Annotated in this window: 19 protein-coding genes; 10 read left to right on the top strand and 9 right to left on the bottom strand. The window is 42.6% G+C overall.

What is annotated here, in order from left to right:
- Nucleotides 1-37: 37 nt before the first annotated feature.
- Nucleotides 38-2,362: a patatin-like phospholipase family protein gene (locus FKX85_RS12670; RefSeq protein WP_229239615.1), complete on the bottom strand. Its 2,325-nt coding sequence runs from the start codon at nucleotides 2,360-2,362 to the stop codon at nucleotides 38-40.
- A gap of 517 nt (nucleotides 2,363-2,879) precedes the next feature.
- Here FKX85_RS12670 and proC point away from each other — a divergent pair.
- The 5 genes from proC to FKX85_RS12645 all read left to right on the top strand — a co-directional run bounded on the left by proC (nucleotide 2,880) and on the right by FKX85_RS12645 (nucleotide 7,133).
- Entirely contained in the window at nucleotides 2,880-3,695 is an 816-nt protein-coding gene (proC, locus tag FKX85_RS12665; protein WP_141615078.1) for a pyrroline-5-carboxylate reductase, read from the top strand.
- On the top strand, nucleotides 3,688-4,476 hold the full coding sequence (gene proB / locus FKX85_RS12660) for a glutamate 5-kinase (protein WP_141615077.1): 789 nt from the start codon (nucleotides 3,688-3,690) through the stop codon (nucleotides 4,474-4,476). The genes proC and proB overlap by 8 nt, the downstream gene beginning before the upstream one ends.
- Nucleotides 4,477-4,555: 79 nt before the next feature.
- Nucleotides 4,556-5,755: a glutamate-5-semialdehyde dehydrogenase gene (locus FKX85_RS12655; protein WP_141615076.1), complete on the top strand. Its 1,200-nt coding sequence runs from the start codon at nucleotides 4,556-4,558 to the stop codon at nucleotides 5,753-5,755.
- 132 nt (nucleotides 5,756-5,887) lie between these two features.
- A complete protein-coding gene (gene bla / locus FKX85_RS12650; RefSeq protein ID WP_141615075.1) occupies nucleotides 5,888-6,661 on the top strand; it encodes a subclass B1 metallo-beta-lactamase in 774 nt (257 codons plus the stop codon).
- 49 nt (nucleotides 6,662-6,710) lie between these two features.
- Nucleotides 6,711-7,133, top strand: coding sequence for a hypothetical protein (locus FKX85_RS12645; RefSeq protein ID WP_141615074.1), 423 nt, complete (start codon nucleotides 6,711-6,713; stop codon nucleotides 7,131-7,133).
- 19 nt (nucleotides 7,134-7,152) lie between these two features.
- Here FKX85_RS12645 and FKX85_RS12640 read toward each other — a convergent pair whose 3' ends face one another.
- Both FKX85_RS12640 and FKX85_RS12635 read right to left on the bottom strand, forming a co-directional pair.
- Nucleotides 7,153-8,979: an alkaline phosphatase gene (locus FKX85_RS12640; RefSeq protein WP_141615073.1), complete on the bottom strand. Its 1,827-nt coding sequence runs from the start codon at nucleotides 8,977-8,979 to the stop codon at nucleotides 7,153-7,155.
- A 614-nt stretch (nucleotides 8,980-9,593) separates the two neighbouring features.
- Nucleotides 9,594-10,040 carry a hypothetical protein gene (locus FKX85_RS12635; protein ID WP_141615072.1) on the bottom strand — a complete coding sequence of 149 codons (447 nt, stop codon included), beginning with the start codon at nucleotides 10,038-10,040 and terminating at the stop codon, nucleotides 9,594-9,596.
- Nucleotides 10,041-10,492: 452 nt separating this feature from the next.
- Here FKX85_RS12635 and FKX85_RS12630 point away from each other — a divergent pair, with 452 nt between their 5' ends.
- Complete coding sequence (locus FKX85_RS12630; RefSeq protein ID WP_141615071.1) at nucleotides 10,493-11,956, top strand: potassium/proton antiporter; 1,464 nt, start codon at nucleotides 10,493-10,495, stop codon at nucleotides 11,954-11,956.
- A 553-nt stretch (nucleotides 11,957-12,509) separates the two neighbouring features.
- Here the strand turns inward: FKX85_RS12630 and FKX85_RS12625 are convergent.
- The 5 genes from FKX85_RS12625 to FKX85_RS12605 form a co-directional block, all read right to left on the bottom strand.
- Nucleotides 12,510-13,304, bottom strand: a complete 795-nt coding sequence (locus FKX85_RS12625) for a YoaK family protein (RefSeq protein ID WP_141615070.1) — start codon at nucleotides 13,302-13,304, stop codon at nucleotides 12,510-12,512.
- A 5-nt stretch (nucleotides 13,305-13,309) separates the two neighbouring features.
- Nucleotides 13,310-13,777: a hypothetical protein gene (locus tag FKX85_RS12620; protein ID WP_141615069.1), complete on the bottom strand. Its 468-nt coding sequence runs from the start codon at nucleotides 13,775-13,777 to the stop codon at nucleotides 13,310-13,312.
- 13 nt (nucleotides 13,778-13,790) lie between these two features.
- On the bottom strand, nucleotides 13,791-14,294 hold the full coding sequence (locus tag FKX85_RS12615; RefSeq protein WP_141615068.1) for a hypothetical protein: 504 nt from the start codon (nucleotides 14,292-14,294) through the stop codon (nucleotides 13,791-13,793).
- Between the two features lie 458 nt (nucleotides 14,295-14,752).
- Entirely contained in the window at nucleotides 14,753-16,204 is a 1,452-nt protein-coding gene (locus FKX85_RS12610) for a sensor histidine kinase (RefSeq protein ID WP_141615067.1), read from the bottom strand.
- Nucleotides 16,201-16,896, bottom strand: coding sequence for a response regulator transcription factor (locus FKX85_RS12605; protein WP_141615066.1), 696 nt, complete (start codon nucleotides 16,894-16,896; stop codon nucleotides 16,201-16,203). Before FKX85_RS12605 ends, FKX85_RS12610 begins: the two co-directional genes overlap by 4 nt.
- Nucleotides 16,897-17,170: 274 nt before the next feature.
- On the opposite strand from FKX85_RS12605, the gene FKX85_RS12600 reads away from it, so the two are divergent.
- Genes FKX85_RS12600 through FKX85_RS21455 form a run of 4 tightly spaced genes read left to right on the top strand, consistent with a single transcriptional unit; the run spans nucleotide 17,171 to nucleotide 18,786 of the window.
- Nucleotides 17,171-18,343, top strand: coding sequence for a redoxin domain-containing protein (locus FKX85_RS12600; RefSeq protein WP_141615065.1), 1,173 nt, complete (start codon nucleotides 17,171-17,173; stop codon nucleotides 18,341-18,343).
- Nucleotides 18,340-18,507: a DUF6922 domain-containing protein gene (locus FKX85_RS21460; RefSeq protein ID WP_168196261.1), complete on the top strand. Its 168-nt coding sequence runs from the start codon at nucleotides 18,340-18,342 to the stop codon at nucleotides 18,505-18,507. The genes FKX85_RS12600 and FKX85_RS21460 overlap by 4 nt, the downstream gene beginning before the upstream one ends.
- Before the next feature lie 20 nt (nucleotides 18,508-18,527).
- On the top strand, nucleotides 18,528-18,656 hold the full coding sequence (locus tag FKX85_RS21905; RefSeq protein WP_394344986.1) for a hypothetical protein: 129 nt from the start codon (nucleotides 18,528-18,530) through the stop codon (nucleotides 18,654-18,656).
- On the top strand, nucleotides 18,616-18,786 hold the full coding sequence (locus FKX85_RS21455) for a hypothetical protein (protein ID WP_168196260.1): 171 nt from the start codon (nucleotides 18,616-18,618) through the stop codon (nucleotides 18,784-18,786). The genes FKX85_RS21905 and FKX85_RS21455 overlap by 41 nt, the downstream gene beginning before the upstream one ends.
- A 340-nt stretch (nucleotides 18,787-19,126) precedes the next feature.
- Here FKX85_RS21455 and FKX85_RS12595 read toward each other — a convergent pair whose 3' ends face one another.
- On the bottom strand, nucleotides 19,127-20,536 hold the full coding sequence (locus FKX85_RS12595) for a RagB/SusD family nutrient uptake outer membrane protein (protein ID WP_141615064.1): 1,410 nt from the start codon (nucleotides 20,534-20,536) through the stop codon (nucleotides 19,127-19,129).
- Nucleotides 20,537-20,553 lie beyond the last annotated feature (17 nt).

The following is a 20,553-nucleotide window of genomic DNA, read 5'->3' as shown; positions in this document are numbered from 1 at the left end:
CAGTCCTTTTAATACCAAGAAGGTCATTACCATGTGGCTACCTATCCGAGTAGTTAAACGAAAAGCCAATGGACAGGTAAGGTCTGATCACACCATCTTTGGTATTGGATGAAAGTCCACCGGTGATAGGCCCCAAAAAAGAGTCCAACGTAACATCAATTCCATATCCCCAGATCAGTCTATCGGTAAAAAAACCATCGATATCAAATTCGTCAATATCACTTATCGGGGTGTGGAAATTATGGCCAATAAGATTAGTACCTGCACGGAAAAACAGGTTACCACTGGGCACAAACTGGACATTGAAGCCCAATTTCATAAAATTATCTGCTATAAGCTCCCTATAATTTAACCCCCAGGCTTGCGTATCATTCATTTCTACCCGTTGATAGCCCCCAAGACTAAATTCACTAAAGGTGTGTCCACCTTTCTGGTCACTCAAGGTAAGGCCAAAAGCCACTGTCGGCATAAGCTGAAAGCGCTCATTAAATGGAAAATACTTTAAATAATTAAAATATAGCGTCATAAACCCATTCGGCGTAACTTCGTCAAGGGTTTCAGCAAACTCATCCTTGGGAACCTTATAAATATCACCATTACCAGCATCAAAGGTCAATGTATCTACACCATTTTTTAATTTGACCCTGTACTTACTATATGCCATAAAAATCCCTTCAAAAATACTTTCGGCTCCGGCAGTGGGGTAATTACGGTCATTAAGGGAATTTCGGGTATGCAAAAAACGTCCACCCATATAAGTATAATACGCCCCGCGAACTTCAGAAGGCACCGAGATATTAAAACTGGAGCGAAACTTGGTGCGTTCATAAAAGCCTCCCAGCCAAAAGCTCTGCTTTAGTGAATGGGTAGTTAGAATATTAGCACTCAGAAAGGCTTCTCTATTGATGTAAAGGTCCTGCTTGATGCCATCAAGATATACCGGAATTTGCTGAAAAAGATAATTGTAGCGAAGATGAAGTGCAAACTTCTTTTCATCCCCCAGATATTTATAATGATCAAGTCGAAATTTTGGGTTTTGGGATATATCGGCGATGGCCAATGTCCGGGAAGGTTTCCCGAAAAGGTCCCGCACAGTAAGGTTCAGAAGGATACCGGCAGAAAAAAGGTTATCATAATGAAAAGCGCCACTGAGAATGGTTTCTTGCTTTTCCTTTGCCTTAATGAGCAGTTTATAATTTCCCAGTGCGGTAGGGCTCAGGTTATAATCCAGCTTTCTGAAACCGTTGACCCCAAAGGCCCTGTCAATCCCCGCCTGTAGTTCCGCCCTGGTGACGGTATCCATAGGCGAAATGTCCAATTTTGACCTGATCAGTTCATCAGAAAAAAGCCGATTACCCCTTATGGAGATATCACTGATGCGAATAGGCTTAACTCTAAATCCTATCCCCGGGCTGCTTTCACGCATACCAAGACTATCTGCCAGGTGTTCGAAGAGTGCCCTGTTGTTATTCCCTGCTTGGTGGCCAAGCTCCAAAATATCCCTGTAACTGCTAAAGCTGGCAGTATTAAAGTCTTTGAGGTCCGGTTTGATATAGACATCACAATCTGCGATATGGTCTACCAACTTACTGTAGGAAGTAGACATGGCAATTTGCATCAATACGTTCGAAAAGGAATTCAGCTTTTCAGGATCCACAAAATCCTCTTCACCCACATTCACCCCAATGACAATATCAGCTCCCATGTCCCTGGCCACATCCACTGGAAAATTATTGACCACTCCTCCGTCCACTACCATTGTACTGTCCAGATCAAAAGGGGTAAATGCAGTAGGAATCGCAATACTAGACCGGAGCGCATCCGGAAGATAACCGGATTTCAGTATAATTCCCTTTCCCGATCTAAGGTCAGTGGCCACACACCGAAATGGAATAGGAAAATCATCGAAATCAGCGTATTGAATAGACGGCCAGGTATAATAATGTAACGTTTCGGATAATGTCTGCCCCTCTATTAGTCCCACGGGAACAGCGATTTTCCTATCTACAATCGGCAGTTCAAATAAATACCTGTTGTAATACTCCTTTTCTTCAAAAGCAATGGTATTGAAATTCACCCTGTTGGACACAACCAAATCCCAGTCGACATTCAATACAATGGATTCAAGCTCATCGGCATTATAGCCTATGGCATACAGGCCACCAATCACCGCTCCCATACTCGTACCCACTATATAATCGGGACGGATACCGGCCTCCTCCATCGCCTTGATCACGCCTACATGGGCTATCCCCTTGGCCCCGCCCCCACTCAGGACCAGGCCAATCTTAGGGCGGTCAGCATTGGCATAATTTTGTCCCTCCACTCTATTTTGGGCCTGTGCAGAAGTCTGTGTCAGCAATAGTAACGGGCACTGGATGAATAATAAACAATTGAGAAGTATAGTCTTATGGTGCATATTGATAAAAAGTCAGCTTTCTTAAAGCTAATCAAAAGAGTTCATTTTTGAAACTGCAAGCCTTCATCAAGTATGCCGTGCTCAAAATCCTCACAAATAATGGAGGGAAAACACCGATTTTCCAAGCTTAAAAAACCTCATAAAACGCCACGACGTGACAAAATGTCCTACACAGCCACTCCCTTTTCTGCCATCTTCCTTGTTGAACTGACTTATTTGCAGTGTTACTTTTACTTCACCTATCAGTACAAAACCTTTTTGATATAATTACAAAATGAAATTATAATTGTAGTTTTTTCTCAATAAAACTATGCCTGTCATGCTGATTTAACAATTATTTAGCGGTAGTCATTAACTTTTTTCGTAAATTATGATCCCTGCACGATGATTGTGGCATACAGGGCATAGAAGACTGACAGGGATAGTCCCTGTTCTTAAATAAAAAACCTTTCTAAAAAATATGAAAGTTCTTGTAATCGGTGGTGGCAACATGGGATTAACCTACGCAGAGGCTATCGCCAAATCTAAATTTTTAAAAGATAAGGATCTTATGATCCTTGACAATTCTAAAGAAAAAACTGAAGAGCTGAGAAAAAGAAGTCACTTTGCTGTGTTTGAAAAACTCGAGGAGTGTGTTCCAGCAGCTGATGTGATTTTTATTGCTGTAAAACCGTATCACGCCAACGCATTGATGGAAAGTATGAAAGATTTGACCTCTGAGGGCCAAATATTCATATCCTTAATGGCAGGAGTGACTATAGCAGCTATTCAGGAAGGACTTAATAGGAAAAAGGTAGTTCGGGCCATGCCAAACCTACCCGCCCAAGTAGGAAAAGGACTGACCTCCTTTACAGCATCAGACGAGGTTTCCAGGCTGGAGCTATCCACTATTGAGAACCTTTTGGATACTACCGGACGTTCAGTAAGATTGGATACGGAAAACGACATCGATGCTTCTACCGGAATTTCCGGCAGTGGCCCGGCCTACATTTTCTACTTTATGCAATCCATGCTGGAAGCTGCTCTAAAAATGGGATTCTCCAAGCACGATTCCAGGGTATTGGTGGAGCAAACCTTTGCCGGTGCAGTGGAATTGTTCGGCTCTTCTGACATGGACCCTGAAGCCTGGATGAACAAGGTAGCTTCCAAAGGCGGTACCACCAGAGCTGCCCTTGATTCCATGGAAGACAATAATGTCAAAGAAATGATCAAAGAAGCTGCTTACGCTGCATTTAACAGAGCTGTTGAACTTGGAAAAGAATACCAAAATGGATAACAACGAAGAACCAAAAAGGATCGTCATAAAGGTGGGAACCAATGTGATGACCAATAGGGACAACCGTATCGTCAATACTGTCTTGAGGAAAATGGTCGATCAAATCGCCATTCTTTACGAACGAGGCATTATGTCTGTACTTGTGTCTTCGGGCTCTGTCATCGCAGGAAAAGAGGTCCTGGGGAATAAAGTAGGTATCAAAGACAAAATCATCAGAAGACAGGTTTTCTCCGCTGTGGGACAACCGCGGATGATGAGGCATTATTACAATATCTTCCAAGACTATGGGATGCGATGCGCCCAGGTCTTGGCTACCAAAAGGGATTTTGACCCGGGTAAGCATAGAGAAAACATGATCAATTGCTACGAAGGGCTACTTTCTGAAGGGATTATCCCTATTGCCAATGAGGATGATGCAGTTTCCCTTTCCATGTCCACCTTTACGGACAATGACGAACTGGCCAGTCTGGTAGCAGAACTCATCCATGCCGATATGCTGATCCTGCTCACGGATACAGACGGACTGTACAATGGACACCCGGACGACGAAAATACCGAAAGAATCGCCCATGTGGGTACAGATGAAAAAGTAGAACATTTCATACAGGAATCCACCAAGGGGGAAGCAGAAGGCAGAGGCGGTATGAAATCAAAGCTACACGTAGCCAAAGAAGCCGCTAGGAAAAACATCCCTACTTATATTGCCAATGGCAATATTGACAATATGATCCTTGACATCGTCGATGGCAAAGAAGTGGGTACCAAGGTTTCTATCGATTAATGGTGGACGGGGCATTTCCATTGCCCATTGTCACTGCTGAATCAGAAACCATAGACACCATAAAAAAGAAATCATTAAAATGAAAATATTAAGCACACAGAAAAAAAATGACGTGTTGGCCTCGATGATAAAAATCATCGATAAAAACCGTGAGAAAATTCTGACGGCCAATAAAGCTGATCTGGATGCTTTCCAGAGAGATGATCAAGCACTCTATGACAGGCTGGTCGTTAATGACGCCAAAATAAACGGCATGATCCAAGCCGTCCAAGAGGTAAAAGACCAGGAAGATCCTGTAGGAAAAGAAATCTCTAAACGGACCTTGGCCAATGGACTGGAAATCACTAATCGTACTGCGCCATTTGGCACAATTATGATTATCTATGAATCCCGTCCTGACGTTACCATTGAAGCAGCAGTGTTGGCTTTTAAGGCAAACAGTAAAATCCTGCTCAAGGGAGGTAAAGAGGCGGTGCATTCCAATAAAGTCTTGGTGGAGTGCTGGCATGAAGCGCTAGAAGAAAATGGGCTAAGTAAGGACTGGATCGAACTGTTTACCCTGAACAGGGAGCAAACGCAGGAATTCCTGAAAAACCCATCCGAAAAGCTTGACCTCATCGTCCCAAGAGGCGGAGAAAGGCTAATTGCTTTTGTAAAAGAGCATGCCCAATGTGCAGTGCTGGTAAGTGGACGAGGCAACAACTTTGCCTATGTGGCCGAAGATGCCAACTGGGAGCAAGCCAAGAAAGTAATCATCAATGCGAAAACCGATAAGATCTCCGGATGTAATGCCTTGGATAAAATCTTGGTTGATGAAAAACTACCTGATTTCGAATCCAAGTTGGCTGATTTGGCCAAGAACCTGGCAGAATATAAAGTAGAACTTGTAGCCGAAAAAGAACTGGTAAGTTCGCTGGATGGTGCTAAGGAAGTTCCCTCTGAGGACACTTGGTATGAAGAATTCCTGGCCCTGAAAGCACTCATCGGCAAGGTCAATGGACTGGATGAAGCCATCGCAAAGATCAATAAATACAGTGGTGGGCACTCTGCCACTATACTGACCACTAATAAGGAAAAAGCAGCTATGTTCATGGAGCAAGTGGACAGTGCCGCGGTTTACCACAATGCTTCCACCCGATTTACGGATGGTGGACAGATGGGCGTTGGCGCAGAACTGGCCATCAGTACGGACAAACTGCACCACAGAGGCCCATTGGGACTTGAGCAATTGGTAACTAATAAATATTATGTATTTGGCAGTGGCCAAATACGTGAATAGTAGTCAACTGTCCCAGGCAATGCAAAACCATCCGCCGTGGCGGATGGTTTTTTTTCTTTTTTTTGCCAGGTACTATTAACTACTGGATCGAGGTGCTATTTTTATGGTTATAACCACTAAACTACAGTTATAATGATCTACCACTTCGTTATTGCAGCTTTATTGCTGACCCTTTCCGCTTGCAGTGGGAAAAGTGAAAAATCCCATGAGCATCCATCTCAGGATCAAAATACCAGCTTCACGGAAAAAGAAATTTATGCTTCGGACAAATTGGTCATCAAACAAGTCAGTCCCAATACCTATGTTCATATTTCCTTCCTAGATACCGAAGACTTCGGTAAAGTGGACTGCAATGGCATGATCGTAATCAGTGATGGTGAGGCGATCATCTTTGACACCCCGAGCACTTCCAGCGAAGCCGATGAGCTCATCACTTTTCTGGAGGGAGAAAAACTGCAAATCAAGGCCGTCGTAGCTACCCACTTTCACCTGGATTGCCTGGGTGGCCTGGAAGCATTTCACGCCAGAAAAATCCCCTCCTATGCCTATAAGCACACCCTTTCCCTTGCGTCCCAGCATGGATTTCCGCAGCCAAAAATGGGATTTCCGGACGAATTAGCCCTAAAAGTCGGCAATAAATCCGTTTTTGTCCACTATTTTGGTGAGGGGCATACCGCAGACAATGTAATCGGCTATTTCCCAGATGACCAGGTGCTTTTTGGCGGCTGTCTGGTCAAAGCAGATGGTGCTGGTAAAGGCAACCTCGAAGATGCCAATATCACGGCTTGGTCTACCACCATAAATAAGATCAATGCTGCTTATCCTAACCTTAAATTAGTCATTCCAGGCCATGGAAAATGGGGCAATAAAAACTTATTAACGTACACCGAAACACTTTTCCAATGACAGCAACTTCCATAAGCCTGCGCTTTTGCAGAGACCATGCTCACTTCCCATGAATATAGTCCCTAGAAATATCATTAGTTTATTGGCCGGCCTGACCATCGGTGGTGCCGTCAATATCGGACTTATCATGATCAGCGGCATGTTTGTACCACTTCCTACCGAAATGGATTTCACGACCATGGAAGGCCTCAAAACGGCATTGCCATTATTTGAAATCGGTCATTTTATGATCCCATTCATTGCTCACGCTATGGGTACACTTTCTGGTGCCCTTGTCGCTGCACTTATTGCTGTAAGTCACAAAATAAGCTTCGCTCTTATGGTAGGTTTTTGTTTTCTGTTGGGTGGAATGATCACTATCATCTTGCTTCCCCTTCCTTCTTGGTTTGGCATTCTGGACATTGGTCTGGCCTATGTGCCTTTTGCTTATCTTGGGTGGAGATTGGCTGTAAAATGGGGTTCCACAGATTGACCATCGGCCTCCAAACAGCTTACTGCTTATGGTATTGTTTCACAAGGCCCATTATTTTCTTAAAGACTTCTGTATTCTCATATACGCCCAAAAACTCATCTGCATGTGCACCGTAAGCAAATAAAGGCACCATAATACCAGTATGGTCTTTGGTGTCAAAGTTTAGCTCAACCTCCCCTTTATCCAAATTTCCCTGGGGCAATGTGACTCCGCCAGTCTCGTGATCTGCTGTAATCAACACCAATGTCCCAGGATGCGCATCTGCATAAGCAAGCACCGCTCCCACTGCTTCATCAAAATCAATTTCTTCCTCCACGACAGCTTCTGCATTATTCCAGTGGCCTCCACTATCAATCATCGCCCCTTCTATCATTAAGAAAAATGGTTGTGCCTTTTGGCTCAAAAAGGCCAGGGAACGTGTGGTAGCAGTCTTCAGAAATCCTTCCCTCCCTTTCATGACCGTAGGCAATCCCTGATTACTGGCAAAATACCCCGCTTTTTTAATGCCAGGCTCTTTTAGTTCTTCCAGGCTCTTGACTATTGTAAACCCAGCGGCATCAAGTGGTGCTATCAAATCTCGATCTTGCACAAGAAAGTCATTCTTTCCACCACCTATAAATAGGTTCAGCGGGCTTTTTGACAAATCTTCAGCAATTCCCGTTACCATACTCCGATCTTCTCTATGAGCATAAAAGGATGCCGGTGTAGCACCTGTCACATGATCTGTGGTCACGATTCCCGTACTGAACGAATAACGTTCCAACAATTCTGGCAAATTGGGAAGAGGATGGCCATCAGGAGAAAAACCAATGGCCCGATTATTGGCTTTTTTGCCCGTAGCCAAGGCAGTGGCACCGGCTGCAGAATCCGTCGTAAAGTCATCTGCGGACTGGGTTTTTACCAAACCAATATGCTTTAATTGTGTCAGGTTAAGTTGATTTCCATGAGCATACATCCCTGCAGAAATATGCGCCAGACCATTGCCATCACCTATCATCAAAATGATTTGTTTGACAGGTACTGCGGCACCATCTACCTTGTATTGTGGACGGTATATTTCGTGCTGATGTTGACTGTTGACCACATTGCTGTTTAGACTATTCAGGTATTCATTGGCCTCGAAGGGCATGTCCGTATTGATATAGTCAATTCCCAAATCAGCAAAAGCTTTCCAGGCAGTTTTGCTGTCCGGTGCTCCCCAAAACCGTATCGGACGATCCACTGCATGGACCTTTGCGATCAGTTCTTCCAGTTGTTGTTTTTCGGCATGTACTAATCTCCCCTTACCATTCCACACGGAAAATTTCTGGAACGGAAGGCTTACCAAAGCTATTTTATGCCAAGGCAATTTGCTTGGGAATTCTGTATTCTGATAATCAAAGAGAATATATGAAGCATAATCATCATAGTCCTCTACCGCTGGTCGACTTCCGGAAACTACTACTTTTACCCCTTCTTGTTCACCAGGTACCGCCAAAATATCCCTGTAATCCGCCAAAACCGCCTCTAGTATCTCCATACTCTTATAGGCTTCCGTCTTGATATCGATCAACAGCTGAAAAGTGGGCTCCCCGATTCCCAATTCCTTTGCTTGGCGTATCGGAGACAAGTAAAGCGATTCAAGTGTTTTCTCCACCGCTATTGTTTCCTTTTCATGGGCCACCATTAATTTACCGTCCTGAAGGATCACGTCAACTTCTATGGATGCAGCATCATTCGCATATGCTGTCCAAAAAGGAACAGGCTGTAAATAATCATTGTGGGAGTGGAACTTGTATTCCTCTTGTCCCTTGACAAAAAAAGGAATAAGAAAAATAAGTAGACAGATGATAGTTATTTTATTCATTATAATTTTGATATGGAATCCCAAACTACTGCCAACCTCTCGCTAGTCCTCTAAATCAAAATGGCCCAAAGGAGCCACTTACTTGTGCATCATTACAAGGAAAAACAATCGATATGCGTCAGCAAAATAAAGATACAAAGATATCTGTCTATGTGCCTTAACTTTTGAAAAAGCCATTAACAAATGATTAAAAAAACCGGCTCCAGACGAAACCGGAATTTTCCATTTCAACTAACCAAAACAAATGCAATATAGTTGCAACAAATAAAACCACAATCAGTTATCTGAAACAATATTACCAAGGCCAAAAGAAACCGCTTCTAACAACATTATGGCAGAAACGGCAGGCCAATGGGAGTTGCATCAAAAAACGCCGCAGAAAAAGTACTTTGTATTTTTTCTGCGGCGTTCACCTATCTCTTTGTACTACTCACTTAAACCCGGATTATTTGAATCGTTATAGCCTGTCCTCCCGAAATCCTTCGGGACAGGCTGACGGATATCGGGAAGAGCTGAAACTGTAAGAAAATAGCAGCGTAGCGGCTGATTTTGAAGCAGTTTCAGGTCGTAATACCTGTGCGCCGTGGCGTAGATAGGCTAATGCATATTTCGGGTTAAAGGATAATTCTTACAGAACCATTCCTGAAAAACAACTCAGCATCAAAACGCACCGGTGTATATCTTCTGCGTGAATAATACACATCATCGACATAATAATAGTCATCACTATGATAAAATGCTACATCACAATGATGGCAGTGCTCTAGGTGATGAAGGTGCTTTTTCCGGAGCGATTTATAATATTTACGCTCCATCTTGGCCACTTTATAATTATGTTCCCTTTCCCTCTTTCGCATTTCCCTGTACCATTCTTCCTCACGCTTACGATCCTCCCAGCGATGCTCCATAGCACGCTTGTGATAATCTTTTCTATGCTCCATTTCTTTCTTATGGTGCTTTTTCCCATGTTTTCCTTTTCCCCGATGCCCCCTGCCCTGCGCATTCGCACTGATACTAAAGGCAGCAAACAATAACACGAAAATTACTACTTTACTCTTCATAATAGTTGGTATTAGTTCGGTAGGCCTTAACCAAAACTGATGCCAACTATTTACTACATACAGGACAAAAACTACGTTTTCATGTAAACAAATGGCATTCAGATGGCGCTAAAACGATTGATTCTTTATCAATTTGAGCTGCTAAAAATTATTGATTCCAAAAGACTGTCTTCCGACTTAATTTTACTTACACTGAAAAAGTAGGTTTAAACGAAAAGAGAAAAGATTTTTTCGATTTTCTAAAACTACCCCGTCCTCTGAAGGGGTGATCAGAAAGTCTCCTTTAGGAGATTTAGGGGTAGATTTTAACGAATTTCCTTCCAAAGCAAAGTCTTTACTCAGATCCCAATGATTCCAAAACATCTATTTCAAAAAAAACAATTCCACTAAAAGCATTTTGCCCCAACAGTTTACTAAATTCAAGCATTATCTTAATTCTACGATAACCATTTATGATTCTCACTGCAGAAAACATCCTTCTGATCAGTTCACTGTTACTCTTTGCTGGTGTGATTGCGAGCAAGACTTCGGGCAAAACAGGCATTCCTGCACTTTTGATATTTTTGGGAGTAGGGATGCTGGCTGGTTCAGATGGTATCGGGGGCATCGTCTTCGATGATCCATCGCTGACACAATTTTTGGGCATCATTGCCTTGACCTTTATTTTGTTTTCAGGTGGCCTTGACACCAAGTGGCCCACTGTAAAGCCTATTCTGGGACAAGGTATTGCCCTGTCTACCCTTGGGGTGTTGCTGACAAGTTTCTCTTTGGGAGCTTTTGTATACTGGGTTTCGGATTTGACCTTGCTGGAAAGTTTGCTCCTCGGATCGATTGTTTCGTCCACTGATGCTGCAGCTGTATTTTCCATTTTAAGAAGTAAAAGCATTGGGCTTAAGGGCAACCTTCGTCCGCTACTGGAGCTGGAAAGCGGAAGTAATGATCCGATGGCCTACTTCCTGACCATTTCCTTGACCAGTTTACTTACCATTCAGAATTTTTCGATATGGAAAATCATCCCTTTGTTTTTTATCCAGATGACCGTTGGAGCACTTTTGGGTTGGCTGATCGGTAGAGGAATAGTACTCACAGTAAACAAGATAAAATTGGACACGGAAGGGCTTTATCCGGTGTTGATGATTTCTCTGGTGATGCTCACCTACACCCTCACGGACCTTCTGGGCGGTAACGGTTTCTTAGCGGTCTATATCTGCGCTCTCACGGTAGGCAATGGAAAAATGCTACATAAAAAGAGCATGATGAAATTCTTTGATGGAATTGCCTGGCTGATGCAGGTGGTGATGTTTATCACACTGGGGCTATTGGTATTCCCTTCCCAAATGCTTCCCGTGATAGGATTCGCATTGGCAGCAGCCATATTTCTAATCCTTGTTGCCAGACCGCTGGGAGTCTTCCTGACCTTGCTGCCTTTCAAATATACCGTTAAGGAAAAGCTGTTTTTATCATGGGTGGGACTTCGGGGAGCCGTCCCTATTGTTTTTGCCACCTTTCCCATGATCCATGGTGTCCAAATGTCAGATGTCATCTTCCATATTGTTTTCTTTATTGTATTGACTTCTGTGGCGGTCCAGGCCACCACACTTTCCTTGGCTGCCAAGCTCCTTGGATTGGCACTTCCTGAAGGGCTAAAGAAAAAGTCCCTGTTGGACATTGAACTCTCTGAAGATGTCAAAAATGCTTTGATTGAGGTGAAGCTTCCCGCTAGCGCGGAAGTCGTTGGAAAAAAAATCCTGGAAATTGGTTTTCCAACTTCCTGTCTGGTCGTCCTGATCAGTAGAAACGGGAAATTCATCACTCCAAACGGAGAAACCGAACTGATGGAAAATGATACGCTCATGATCATGGCCGATGATCCAGAGCAGGATAAAGTGATCAAAGAAGTATTGATGATAAAATAGCTACTCATCACTTATTGATGTGTTTTTAGGGATATATATAATCAGGACCAAGCAATATTTCTGAGGGATGAGAGATTGCTAGGTGGCTGTGGTAAGCATATTTCTCTTTAATTTAGTTAATAACCTGAGTTTTTATGTTAATAAACCGTCACGCCCTTTTCCTAATCCTTTCCCGTCACTGCGAGGAAGTATAGCCTGTCTCGCTATCGGGAACGAGGCAGTCCCGTCTTAAGAATACGAGATTGCTTCCTACCTCCGGTTGTCGTATGACGGAATGACATCGAATTCATAGTCGAGCTCAGGTTAATAGGAATGCGTGCTTCAGCATAAAAGAATCAGCGCAAATCTTATTAATCTGTGCCATCTGCATGCTATCGGAACCAACCCCAGTCCCCCCAACTTTTCACTTGACCCTATAATCATTCCTCCGTTTTACAATTTCTTTTGCAAAACGCTGTAATCACCTACATTCGAAAATAAAAAAACACCCACAAGTAACATGACTCGCAGGTGTCTGAACTAAGCCTGTCTTTTGACTACCACCATCATACATTCAGGCTTTTTCGAGGATTTTCTTTTTATTCTTGACTTCTACATATCGGTAATAATCCTTCTTGCTTTTCAGCTCACGCCTATTGACCAATTCATAGTATTTCAGTTTGTAATAATCATAGCCAATAACGATCAAAAGAAACAGGCAAACGATATAAAACACGTTGTAGGCAATGGTCATGTAAATATAACCGGCTGTGATGCCCCCAGACAGATAGCTCACCATTATCGACAGCTGTATCTTTAGCTTACCTCTCAATTGGGGATTTTGACGGTATTCTTTCTTGGTAAACATGGAAAAGAGCATCCCCAGGTCTGTGGTCAAGCCTGTCAAGTGAGTCGTTTTGACCGCAGAGTTGGAAATACTTGCCGTCAAACCGTTTTGTATCCCCATGGCATAGAGCATTAACCCCACCAACCATTCTGTTTCGAGCAATGTCTCCGCATAATAAAACTGCACGTACGTACCTACTATCAAAAGGCATAGGATTTCCAAAATCACAGGAACAGCATGCGATAAGTAGGTATAATTCTTATTGAAATGGATAATGATACAATTGGAAGTAAAACCGCCCAGGAAGAACAGCATGATCCATGCAGCCACCACCCCGGCCTGATACCAATTGCCCTTGGCAATCTCTTCTGCCAATACCGCATAGTGACCGGTCACATTAGAAGTAAAAGCAAAAAACAACATCACCGAGACCACATTGACCATTCCCGCAGAGAAAGCGGTCAGGCTTCCCAGTTTTATATTATCGCTTAATGTCCTACTATTGCTGAATTTTCTGAGCATTGGTCTTAGTTTTTAGCTTTTTCAAAGGTCATCTTGATGATTCCCCTGGCTTGCAGATCTGAATTAAAATGGATTTCCAAGGTTTCGTCCGTAAGCTTTTGGATCTGATAGTGCTCCAGGCTGTCCCCGTGTCCAAACAGCTTCAGCACATGACCGCGGCCTTTCAATCTCCAGTACAACTGCTCACTACTTCCATCCTTCTTATGAAGCACAACGGCACCATCAGGCATAATCTCCCAAGTTTCTGCTTTATGAATCACCAGTTCTCTGCTGATTTCTTGTTTTAATTGCTCATTGATGCGAAACGAATCAAATACATTGTCTTCAGAACTGTCGAGTTTTTCGTACTTCCACATCACCTCTTCCCATTTTCCGATCAGCTTACGTTCGGGGTTCACATCATTGGCCACCAGGGTAATCACAATCCCAAACAGCAATACAATCACCCCGAAATACATCAATTTTATCTTCATCGTAGTTTTAAATTTATGATGGACTAAAATGCCCAAAAAAGAGCGCAGCCAATTGATTCCTATCCAAGTCGTGCCTTCTCCCGTGATCGACCCACTTTACTTTGGTCAGATGAACACTTGTCTTTTCTATCAATGGCATCAGGTCAAAGCTCCTTTTATGACATGGCCTGAAATCATGGTCGGTAAAAGCATAAATCTCATCTACCCTGTTTCCCTCCAGGTAATTTTCGAAGGCTCCACGATTATAACCCGAAAACAAGTCCACACTTAAACTTTCTATGCGTGATCCATATTTACTCAACAGCAACTGACAAGATTCTTCAAATGCAGGATTCTCTAATTTCCTAATGGCCTCTTTTTTACTAAAAAAAAGCATCTCAGAAATAGAGTCCGGAAGATACAAACCATGTAAAAGGATGATTTCCAGCTGACAATCATCATTCGCATTCAAAGCTGACTTAACCAGATTTAAGGATTTCACCGTAAAATCAGTTGGTATTAGCACTGTTTTTCTCATCTATCACATTGTTTTAATTATCAAAAGCAAAAGTATACCCCACCAATTAGAGGGGGGTAAGAATAAGATTAAGATGAGATTAGAATTTAGATTGGGTGCGAATCCTAAGCAATTGGCTGAGTTAAAATGTATCCTAGGACGGCTGATCTACTGACGGTTCAGCGCGTGCAGAAGAGGTCAGGCTGGAGGAAAGAGCGAACCGGCATGAGTTTCATGGGAAGGAGCATTGCTGCGTCTCCTCTCTAACCGGCCAGGCTGGATTACTTCGTTTCTTTTTCCCAATGAGCTCCTTTTGGGACACCTAAGAAAATGTGATGCCTTAGAAATAAAGGTCTGGGCATGGAAAAATTTGCAAACAATTGGTCCAAACAATTCTAAATGACACCACTTCAAATAATAGTTGGCGTCAAAACCTGCCCGTTCACAAATAAGCAGGAAATCTACCCAACGAAAGGCCCTTAATTTTCTGTCAAACTACCTTTCTCCTTCCGGTATGCCTTCATGATTTCCTCAGCTTTTCCTTCGTTGATTTCCTGGGATGTAAAAAAACAAGGGAGGGTAATTTGGACCGTAGTCCCTTCATCTTCTATCGAGTTCACCACCAGTTCTCCACGGTGCATCCGAACGATATTGCGAGCCAGGGGTAACCCAATGCCATAGCCTTCATGGTTTTTGGTATTGCTAGCCCTAAAATACGGATCGTAGATGTACTTCATTTCTGAATCCGGTATACCAATGCCCTCATCTTTTACAAGGATGATTACTTTTCCCTCGGAGACCCCCAAGGCCACATGGACAGGGCTGAAATCCGAGTACTTACATCCATTGAGGATAATATTGGAAAGGGCCAGGTGAAGAAGTGCTTCATTGGCATTGATCTTCAACCTGTACGGGTTTTCTGGCAAAAGGCTAAAATCGATACTGATCTTACTGACAGGGTAGATTTTTTCCACGGTATCCTTGACATCCATGATCAGTTGATCTGTCCGCAGCATATTGAATTTTTGCCGCTTCCCATCAAATCCCGTCTGTGCCAGCATGAGCAATGCCTTGGTCTTTTTGTCCAGCTTCTCCGCCTCCTCCAGGATGGTCTGCAGCGACATAATATACTCCTCCGGCCTCCTTATCTTGCTTAGGGTCACATCTGCCTCACCGATAATGCTGGTCAAGGGAGTATTCAATTCATGACTGGCATTGCTGATAAAGTTCTTTTGTGTCTCAAAAGAAGTCTCCAGCCTGTTCAGCATATCATTAAAGGTCTGTGCAAGTTGGGAAATGGTGTCATCATTTTTGGATTTTTGGTTTAGCCGAAGGTGAAGATTTTCAGAACTAATTTCCTTTACCTTTTCGATGATATCATTGATGGGTTGGATGTATTTTCTTGTAAAGAAAAATGCTACTACCAAAATAATCACAAAAGCAATCGCCAATGAGGTAAATAATAGATTTCGCAAATAATGGACATGGTGGGTAATAAAATAGTTTTCAGCAGAAATGATGACCAAATACGTGGCCTTGCCCACCGTGGTGTAGGTAGTGCCATAAAAAAAGGTACGGCTGTCATTGTACATACTGGTACCGTCCTCTAGTATTTCGTCAATAAAACCGTTTTCAAATTCCCCAAGCCCGTTTATTCCTTGCCATTCACCGTCCTTTGGCAATTTGTACATCTTGATATCCTCGTCCGGAAGCTCTTCCAAGTACTCTTGTCTCAGCTCCCTTATAATATTCCCTTCACTTTCATTCTCCAATTGGGACTTGGCCGTGGTAATCGCCCTGATTTCAAGTCGCTTATAAAAATCAGTAAAGGCATAATTAGAAATAGAATAATAGATAAACCCACTGAACAGCAAGGTGTAGCTAAAAAAAACGATCAATAGGACATAGACGATTTTATTCTGCGTTTTCATTCAGCTTCTTTTAGCACGTACCCCATTCCTATGACCGTCTGGATAAGCCTGGAGCCATTATATTTTTCCAGTTTTTTCCTTAGGTAGTTTACATAAACATCCACCACATTGGTACCCATGTCAAAATCAATTCCCCAGACTTCTTCTAAAATATCAATACGCGAAAGTACACGTCGTTGGTTCTTAATAAACATCAACAACAACCTGTATTCGGTGGAGGTAAGGCTAATGGCCATCCCATCTCTCAGCACAGTCTTGGTCTCATCATCCAGTTCCAAATCACTAAACTGATAGGTGCTTTCCGATTTGTTTTCACTCCCATTACCATAGGAAGATCTTCTCATCAACGTCCGCACCCTGGCCAGCAGTTCGATGAACTTAAACGGCTTGGAAAGGTAGTCATCAGCTCCGCTATCCAATCCCATCACTACATTTTCAGTACTTCCCAAGGCTGTCAAAAAAAGTACAGGAACAGTGGCATGTTGTTTTCTGATCTCTTTGCAGACTTCTATCCCATTCATTTCGGGAATCATAATATCCAAAATGATCAAGTCATAGTTGCCTTGAAGCGCCATTTGAAGTCCCATCTTTCCATCCATGGCGAGGGCTACATCATAGCCTTCTTCCTTTAGGCCTTTTATGATAAATGCACTGACACGGCTGTCATCTTCTACAAGCAATATTTTTCTCACTGATCTGTATTAAAGGGTATATAATTCCAATCAATATTAACTAGTATTGACGGTAAATGACAAAAAATGGTTCGTTTCTAATCGAATTCTAATGTGAGGATAAATCGAATGGAGGGAAATACCCCATTTGGGGTATTTTTTAACACATAAAGATTCAGTATTTTTCGAAGATATCGGACTATAACAGAAATGGACGGTTTTATCTGTTTCTAGATGAATGTAGGTGTATTAGAGTTTCATACAAATATAGGTTATGCTTAATTGATAAACTTTTATGAAAAGAATAATATTAATCAATATATTATTGCTAGCAGCAGTTAATGCTTATGCCCAAGTACAGATTGGCGAGAAAGCTCCTGCAATTTCCGTTGATAAATGGATAAATAATAGCGATCACGATGAGCCGAGCACAGCAGGTAAAGCGATCGTTTTGGACTTCTGGTTTACAAATTGCGGCCCATGCATCTATACAATCCCCCACCTAAATGACCTTACAGAGGAATACAAAAATGAAAACATTTCATTTATTTCCATAACCTATGAAAATGAGGACGATGTATCAAAATTCCTATCCAAAAAGAAGATTTTGGCGCATGTAGGAACTGATACAGCCTATCAAACTATAAATAAGTATGAAGTTAAAGCTTATCCAACGACATTTTTAATTGATGAAAATGGGATTTTGAAATGGAGAGGACATCCATCACTTCTTACAAGTGATATGATAGACGCATTGCTCCATAAAAAGCGTTATCCGCAGGTAATGACAGATCAGCAGAATCCAGTATCTGTCCTGAACAAAGAATTAAGCACCGACCATATCTACCCCATCACCGTCAGTAAAAATAATTACATGAACGGATCAGGCATGCAATTCAATCTCAGGGAATTGAGCCTCGTCAACCAACCTCTCGACGAAATATTAACTTTCCTCCTCCAAAAAAGCAAAAGCAGAATTTCAATTACCGATCAAAACCGCTATGATGTTCGCTTTAAATTCCCTGAGGATTTGCCCCATGATGAAAGAAGGACAGCGGCAACCAAATCATTATTGAATGAATTAGATTATCAATTGACTATTGAGAAAAAAGAAGTAGAAGGTTATGTCCTGAAGATATTAAATGATAGCCTCTTTATTAAAAATGCGATTGACACGACAAAAGTCTATTCTGCAAAGGGAATCTCCACCAACAGCACCTACTGGGAAGGAAATGGCGTCCCAACACAAGATTTAGTGGGAGAATTGGAGGACAGGTTCAAAATTTTCGTAATTGATAAAACCAAGTTAAATGGATGTTTTGAACTAAAATTCCCCATCAAAACCTTTGATGTAGCTAGAAGTTATCTGCTTGACCATTATGGACTTGCATTGACCCAAGGACGGTTTGAAGTAGAAATCACACAAATAGCCAGTAAGCATGATCGAAAAGAAAGTCAAGAGCCATGACTTATTTTGATATCCAAAAAGAAAAGAACGTATCCCCCAAAAAGGCTCCCAACCTGTCTATCCTGCGGAAATCCCTTTTCTGGGACACCGATATCGAAACTATAGATTGGCAGAAAAAGGGTAAAGCGGTAATCCGAAGGGTTTTTGAACGGGCAATGAGGTAGAAAAAAATGAAATCATCGCCATGAAAATGGATGTTGTGCAAAGAAGGGGACGCAAAAAGGATTTTTGGGATTTACACGAATTACTTAACCGCTATTTCCCTTGGGCAAATGCTGGAACTGCACGAAAGGCGTTACCCCTATACCCATGAAAGGAAATTGATCCTCAACAACTCTACGAATTTTTCTGGAGCGGATGAAGACTTTGACCCTGTTTGCTTTATGGGCAAATACTGGCCGTTTGTCAAAGAGGATATCTACGACACGGTATCCGCTTTTTAATTTCTTAATACCAAATATCTGCAAGGCAGAACATCTCATACAAGTTTTAAACGACCATAAAAAAATCATGATTCCCTCAATGACCTCCCTTCGAGCTGGAAAATCCCCTTAACTGCACGGCATTTAACCCAGAATATGCATTAGCCTGATCTACGCCATAGCCTGCCCCGGACTATTTCGGGAGCGCACAGACATTACGTCCTGAAACCGTTTCAACATCAGTCGCTACACTGATTTGCAGTTTCAAACATCCGTCAGCCTGTCCTCCCGAAATCCTTCGGAACAGGCTGACGGATGTCGGGAGGACAGGCTATAATGATTCCTAAAGCATATTGTGGGTTTAATAATCATTCTGGGAAATTTCCGGATTTTGCTGGATGACTACTTCCGGAATAGGCAGCAATAACGTTGATTCGGTAACAGGTATCCCTTTCGACTGAAGGACAGGCACGGCTCTATCCGTTCTCTTGAGGTCAAACCATCGATGAAATTCCAGTGCCAATTCAGATCTACGCTCATGCTCAATGGCCAAATCCAAGGTAGGGTAAAGATCAGAAGGGTATCCTGAAGTTCCGTACAGAGGAACGCCCGCTCTCTGTCGCACCTCATTAAGGTATTTGGGATCACCACTGGCCTCTGACAGCATCAAAAGCACATCTGCATAGCGCAAAACAATGAAATTGTTGCTGGCAAGTTCATTTCCATTGACTACGGCGGCATCCGGATCGGACCATTTTTTTGGAAATTTAATGGCGATAAAGTCACCTGTTTCATTGGTATATCCTGTGTAAATGGAAGCATCCCTTCTGGGGTCCCCCTCTTCATATTCCTCATAAAGGTCATCGGTCACCATATTCATCCCGCCACCATATGCCGTGATGGAAAAATTCTCCGTTGGTGTAAATGCTGACCAATAAGGGCTATAGGGATAGTTTGGAGAGCCTCCGAGATATTGCACCTCAAATATGGATTCAACTGTATTTTTGTTCTCTACCTGCCAGAGATCTGCATAATTGTTCAGCAAGCTGAATTCCTTATTGTAAACCTCCATTAAAATAGATTCGGCAGCGCCATTGTCACCAAGGGTCAGGTAAACCTTTCCCAGTAAGACTTGGGCAGCCTCTTTGCTGGCTTTTCCGGGCACTGAAACCGAGGTGTGGGAGGGGAGATTGGCCACAGCTTCGTTGAGATCGGCCACCACTTGGCCATATACTTCCTCTTCTGGACTTCTGAGGATATCATAGGCTTCGTCTGCCCCTACTGGAGTGGTTACCAATGGCAAATCACCCCACATCTGCACCATATAGAAGTAGTACAAAGCCCTCAGAAACTTCATTTCACCATTTACTTGGGCTTTGTAGTCGGCCGGTACGTCTGCGGTCTCTATGTTTGCCAACACGATATTCAAATTAAAAATCAAATTATACGATTCCTTCCAAAGCCGATAGACTTCGGTATTGGAGGGTACCAAGGTATAATCCTTAAATGCCCACCGATCGGCTTGAATTCCCGGCACATTGTACATGGTAGCATTGTCGGACATTTGCTCTGCGCAATAGGACACTGGGCCATCTGGTGCATAAAAGGTATACAATGTCGCATACGCGGCATTCACTGCTATGTCAAAATCTTCCTGTGTTTGATAGAAGTTATTGGCGTTGGCATTGGACTCAGGAGCCAGCTCCAAGAATGACTCCCCACATCCCCACATTACTGCACTTGCCAAGACGATATAAATGATATTTTTCATGGTCTTCATTTTTTGAG

This window comes from Echinicola soli (genome assembly GCF_006575665.1).
Taxonomy (GTDB): Bacteria; Bacteroidota; Bacteroidia; order Cytophagales; family Cyclobacteriaceae; genus Echinicola; species Echinicola soli.
The sequence above is the reverse complement of the archived record's forward strand: the minus strand, read 5'-3'. Positions and strand labels throughout refer to the sequence as shown.

Coding starts and splice junctions, on each gene's coding strand:
- proC (WP_141615078.1), top strand. CDS start 2,880: ATGAAAGTTCTTGTAATCGGTGGTGGCAACATGGGATTAACCTACGCA.
- proB (WP_141615077.1), top strand. CDS start 3,688: ATGGATAACAACGAAGAACCAAAAAGGATCGTCATAAAGGTGGGAACC.
- FKX85_RS12655 (WP_141615076.1), top strand. CDS start 4,556: ATGAAAATATTAAGCACACAGAAAAAAAATGACGTGTTGGCCTCGATG.
- bla (WP_141615075.1), top strand. CDS start 5,888: ATGATCTACCACTTCGTTATTGCAGCTTTATTGCTGACCCTTTCCGCT.
- FKX85_RS12645 (WP_141615074.1), top strand. CDS start 6,711: ATGAATATAGTCCCTAGAAATATCATTAGTTTATTGGCCGGCCTGACC.
- FKX85_RS12640 (WP_141615073.1), bottom strand. CDS start 8,979: ATGAATAAAATAACTATCATCTGTCTACTTATTTTTCTTATTCCTTTT.
- FKX85_RS12635 (WP_141615072.1), bottom strand. CDS start 10,040: ATGAAGAGTAAAGTAGTAATTTTCGTGTTATTGTTTGCTGCCTTTAGT.
- FKX85_RS12630 (WP_141615071.1), top strand. CDS start 10,493: ATGATTCTCACTGCAGAAAACATCCTTCTGATCAGTTCACTGTTACTC.
- FKX85_RS12625 (WP_141615070.1), bottom strand. CDS start 13,304: ATGCTCAGAAAATTCAGCAATAGTAGGACATTAAGCGATAATATAAAA.
- FKX85_RS12620 (WP_141615069.1), bottom strand. CDS start 13,777: ATGAAGATAAAATTGATGTATTTCGGGGTGATTGTATTGCTGTTTGGG.
- FKX85_RS12615 (WP_141615068.1), bottom strand. CDS start 14,294: ATGAGAAAAACAGTGCTAATACCAACTGATTTTACGGTGAAATCCTTA.
- FKX85_RS12610 (WP_141615067.1), bottom strand. CDS start 16,204: ATGAAAACGCAGAATAAAATCGTCTATGTCCTATTGATCGTTTTTTTT.
- FKX85_RS12600 (WP_141615065.1), top strand. CDS start 17,171: ATGAAAAGAATAATATTAATCAATATATTATTGCTAGCAGCAGTTAAT.
- FKX85_RS21460 (WP_168196261.1), top strand. CDS start 18,340: ATGACTTATTTTGATATCCAAAAAGAAAAGAACGTATCCCCCAAAAAG.
- FKX85_RS21905 (WP_394344986.1), top strand. CDS start 18,528: ATGAAAATGGATGTTGTGCAAAGAAGGGGACGCAAAAAGGATTTTTGG.
- FKX85_RS21455 (WP_168196260.1), top strand. CDS start 18,616: ATGCTGGAACTGCACGAAAGGCGTTACCCCTATACCCATGAAAGGAAA.
- FKX85_RS12595 (WP_141615064.1), bottom strand. CDS start 20,536: ATGAAAAATATCATTTATATCGTCTTGGCAAGTGCAGTAATGTGGGGA.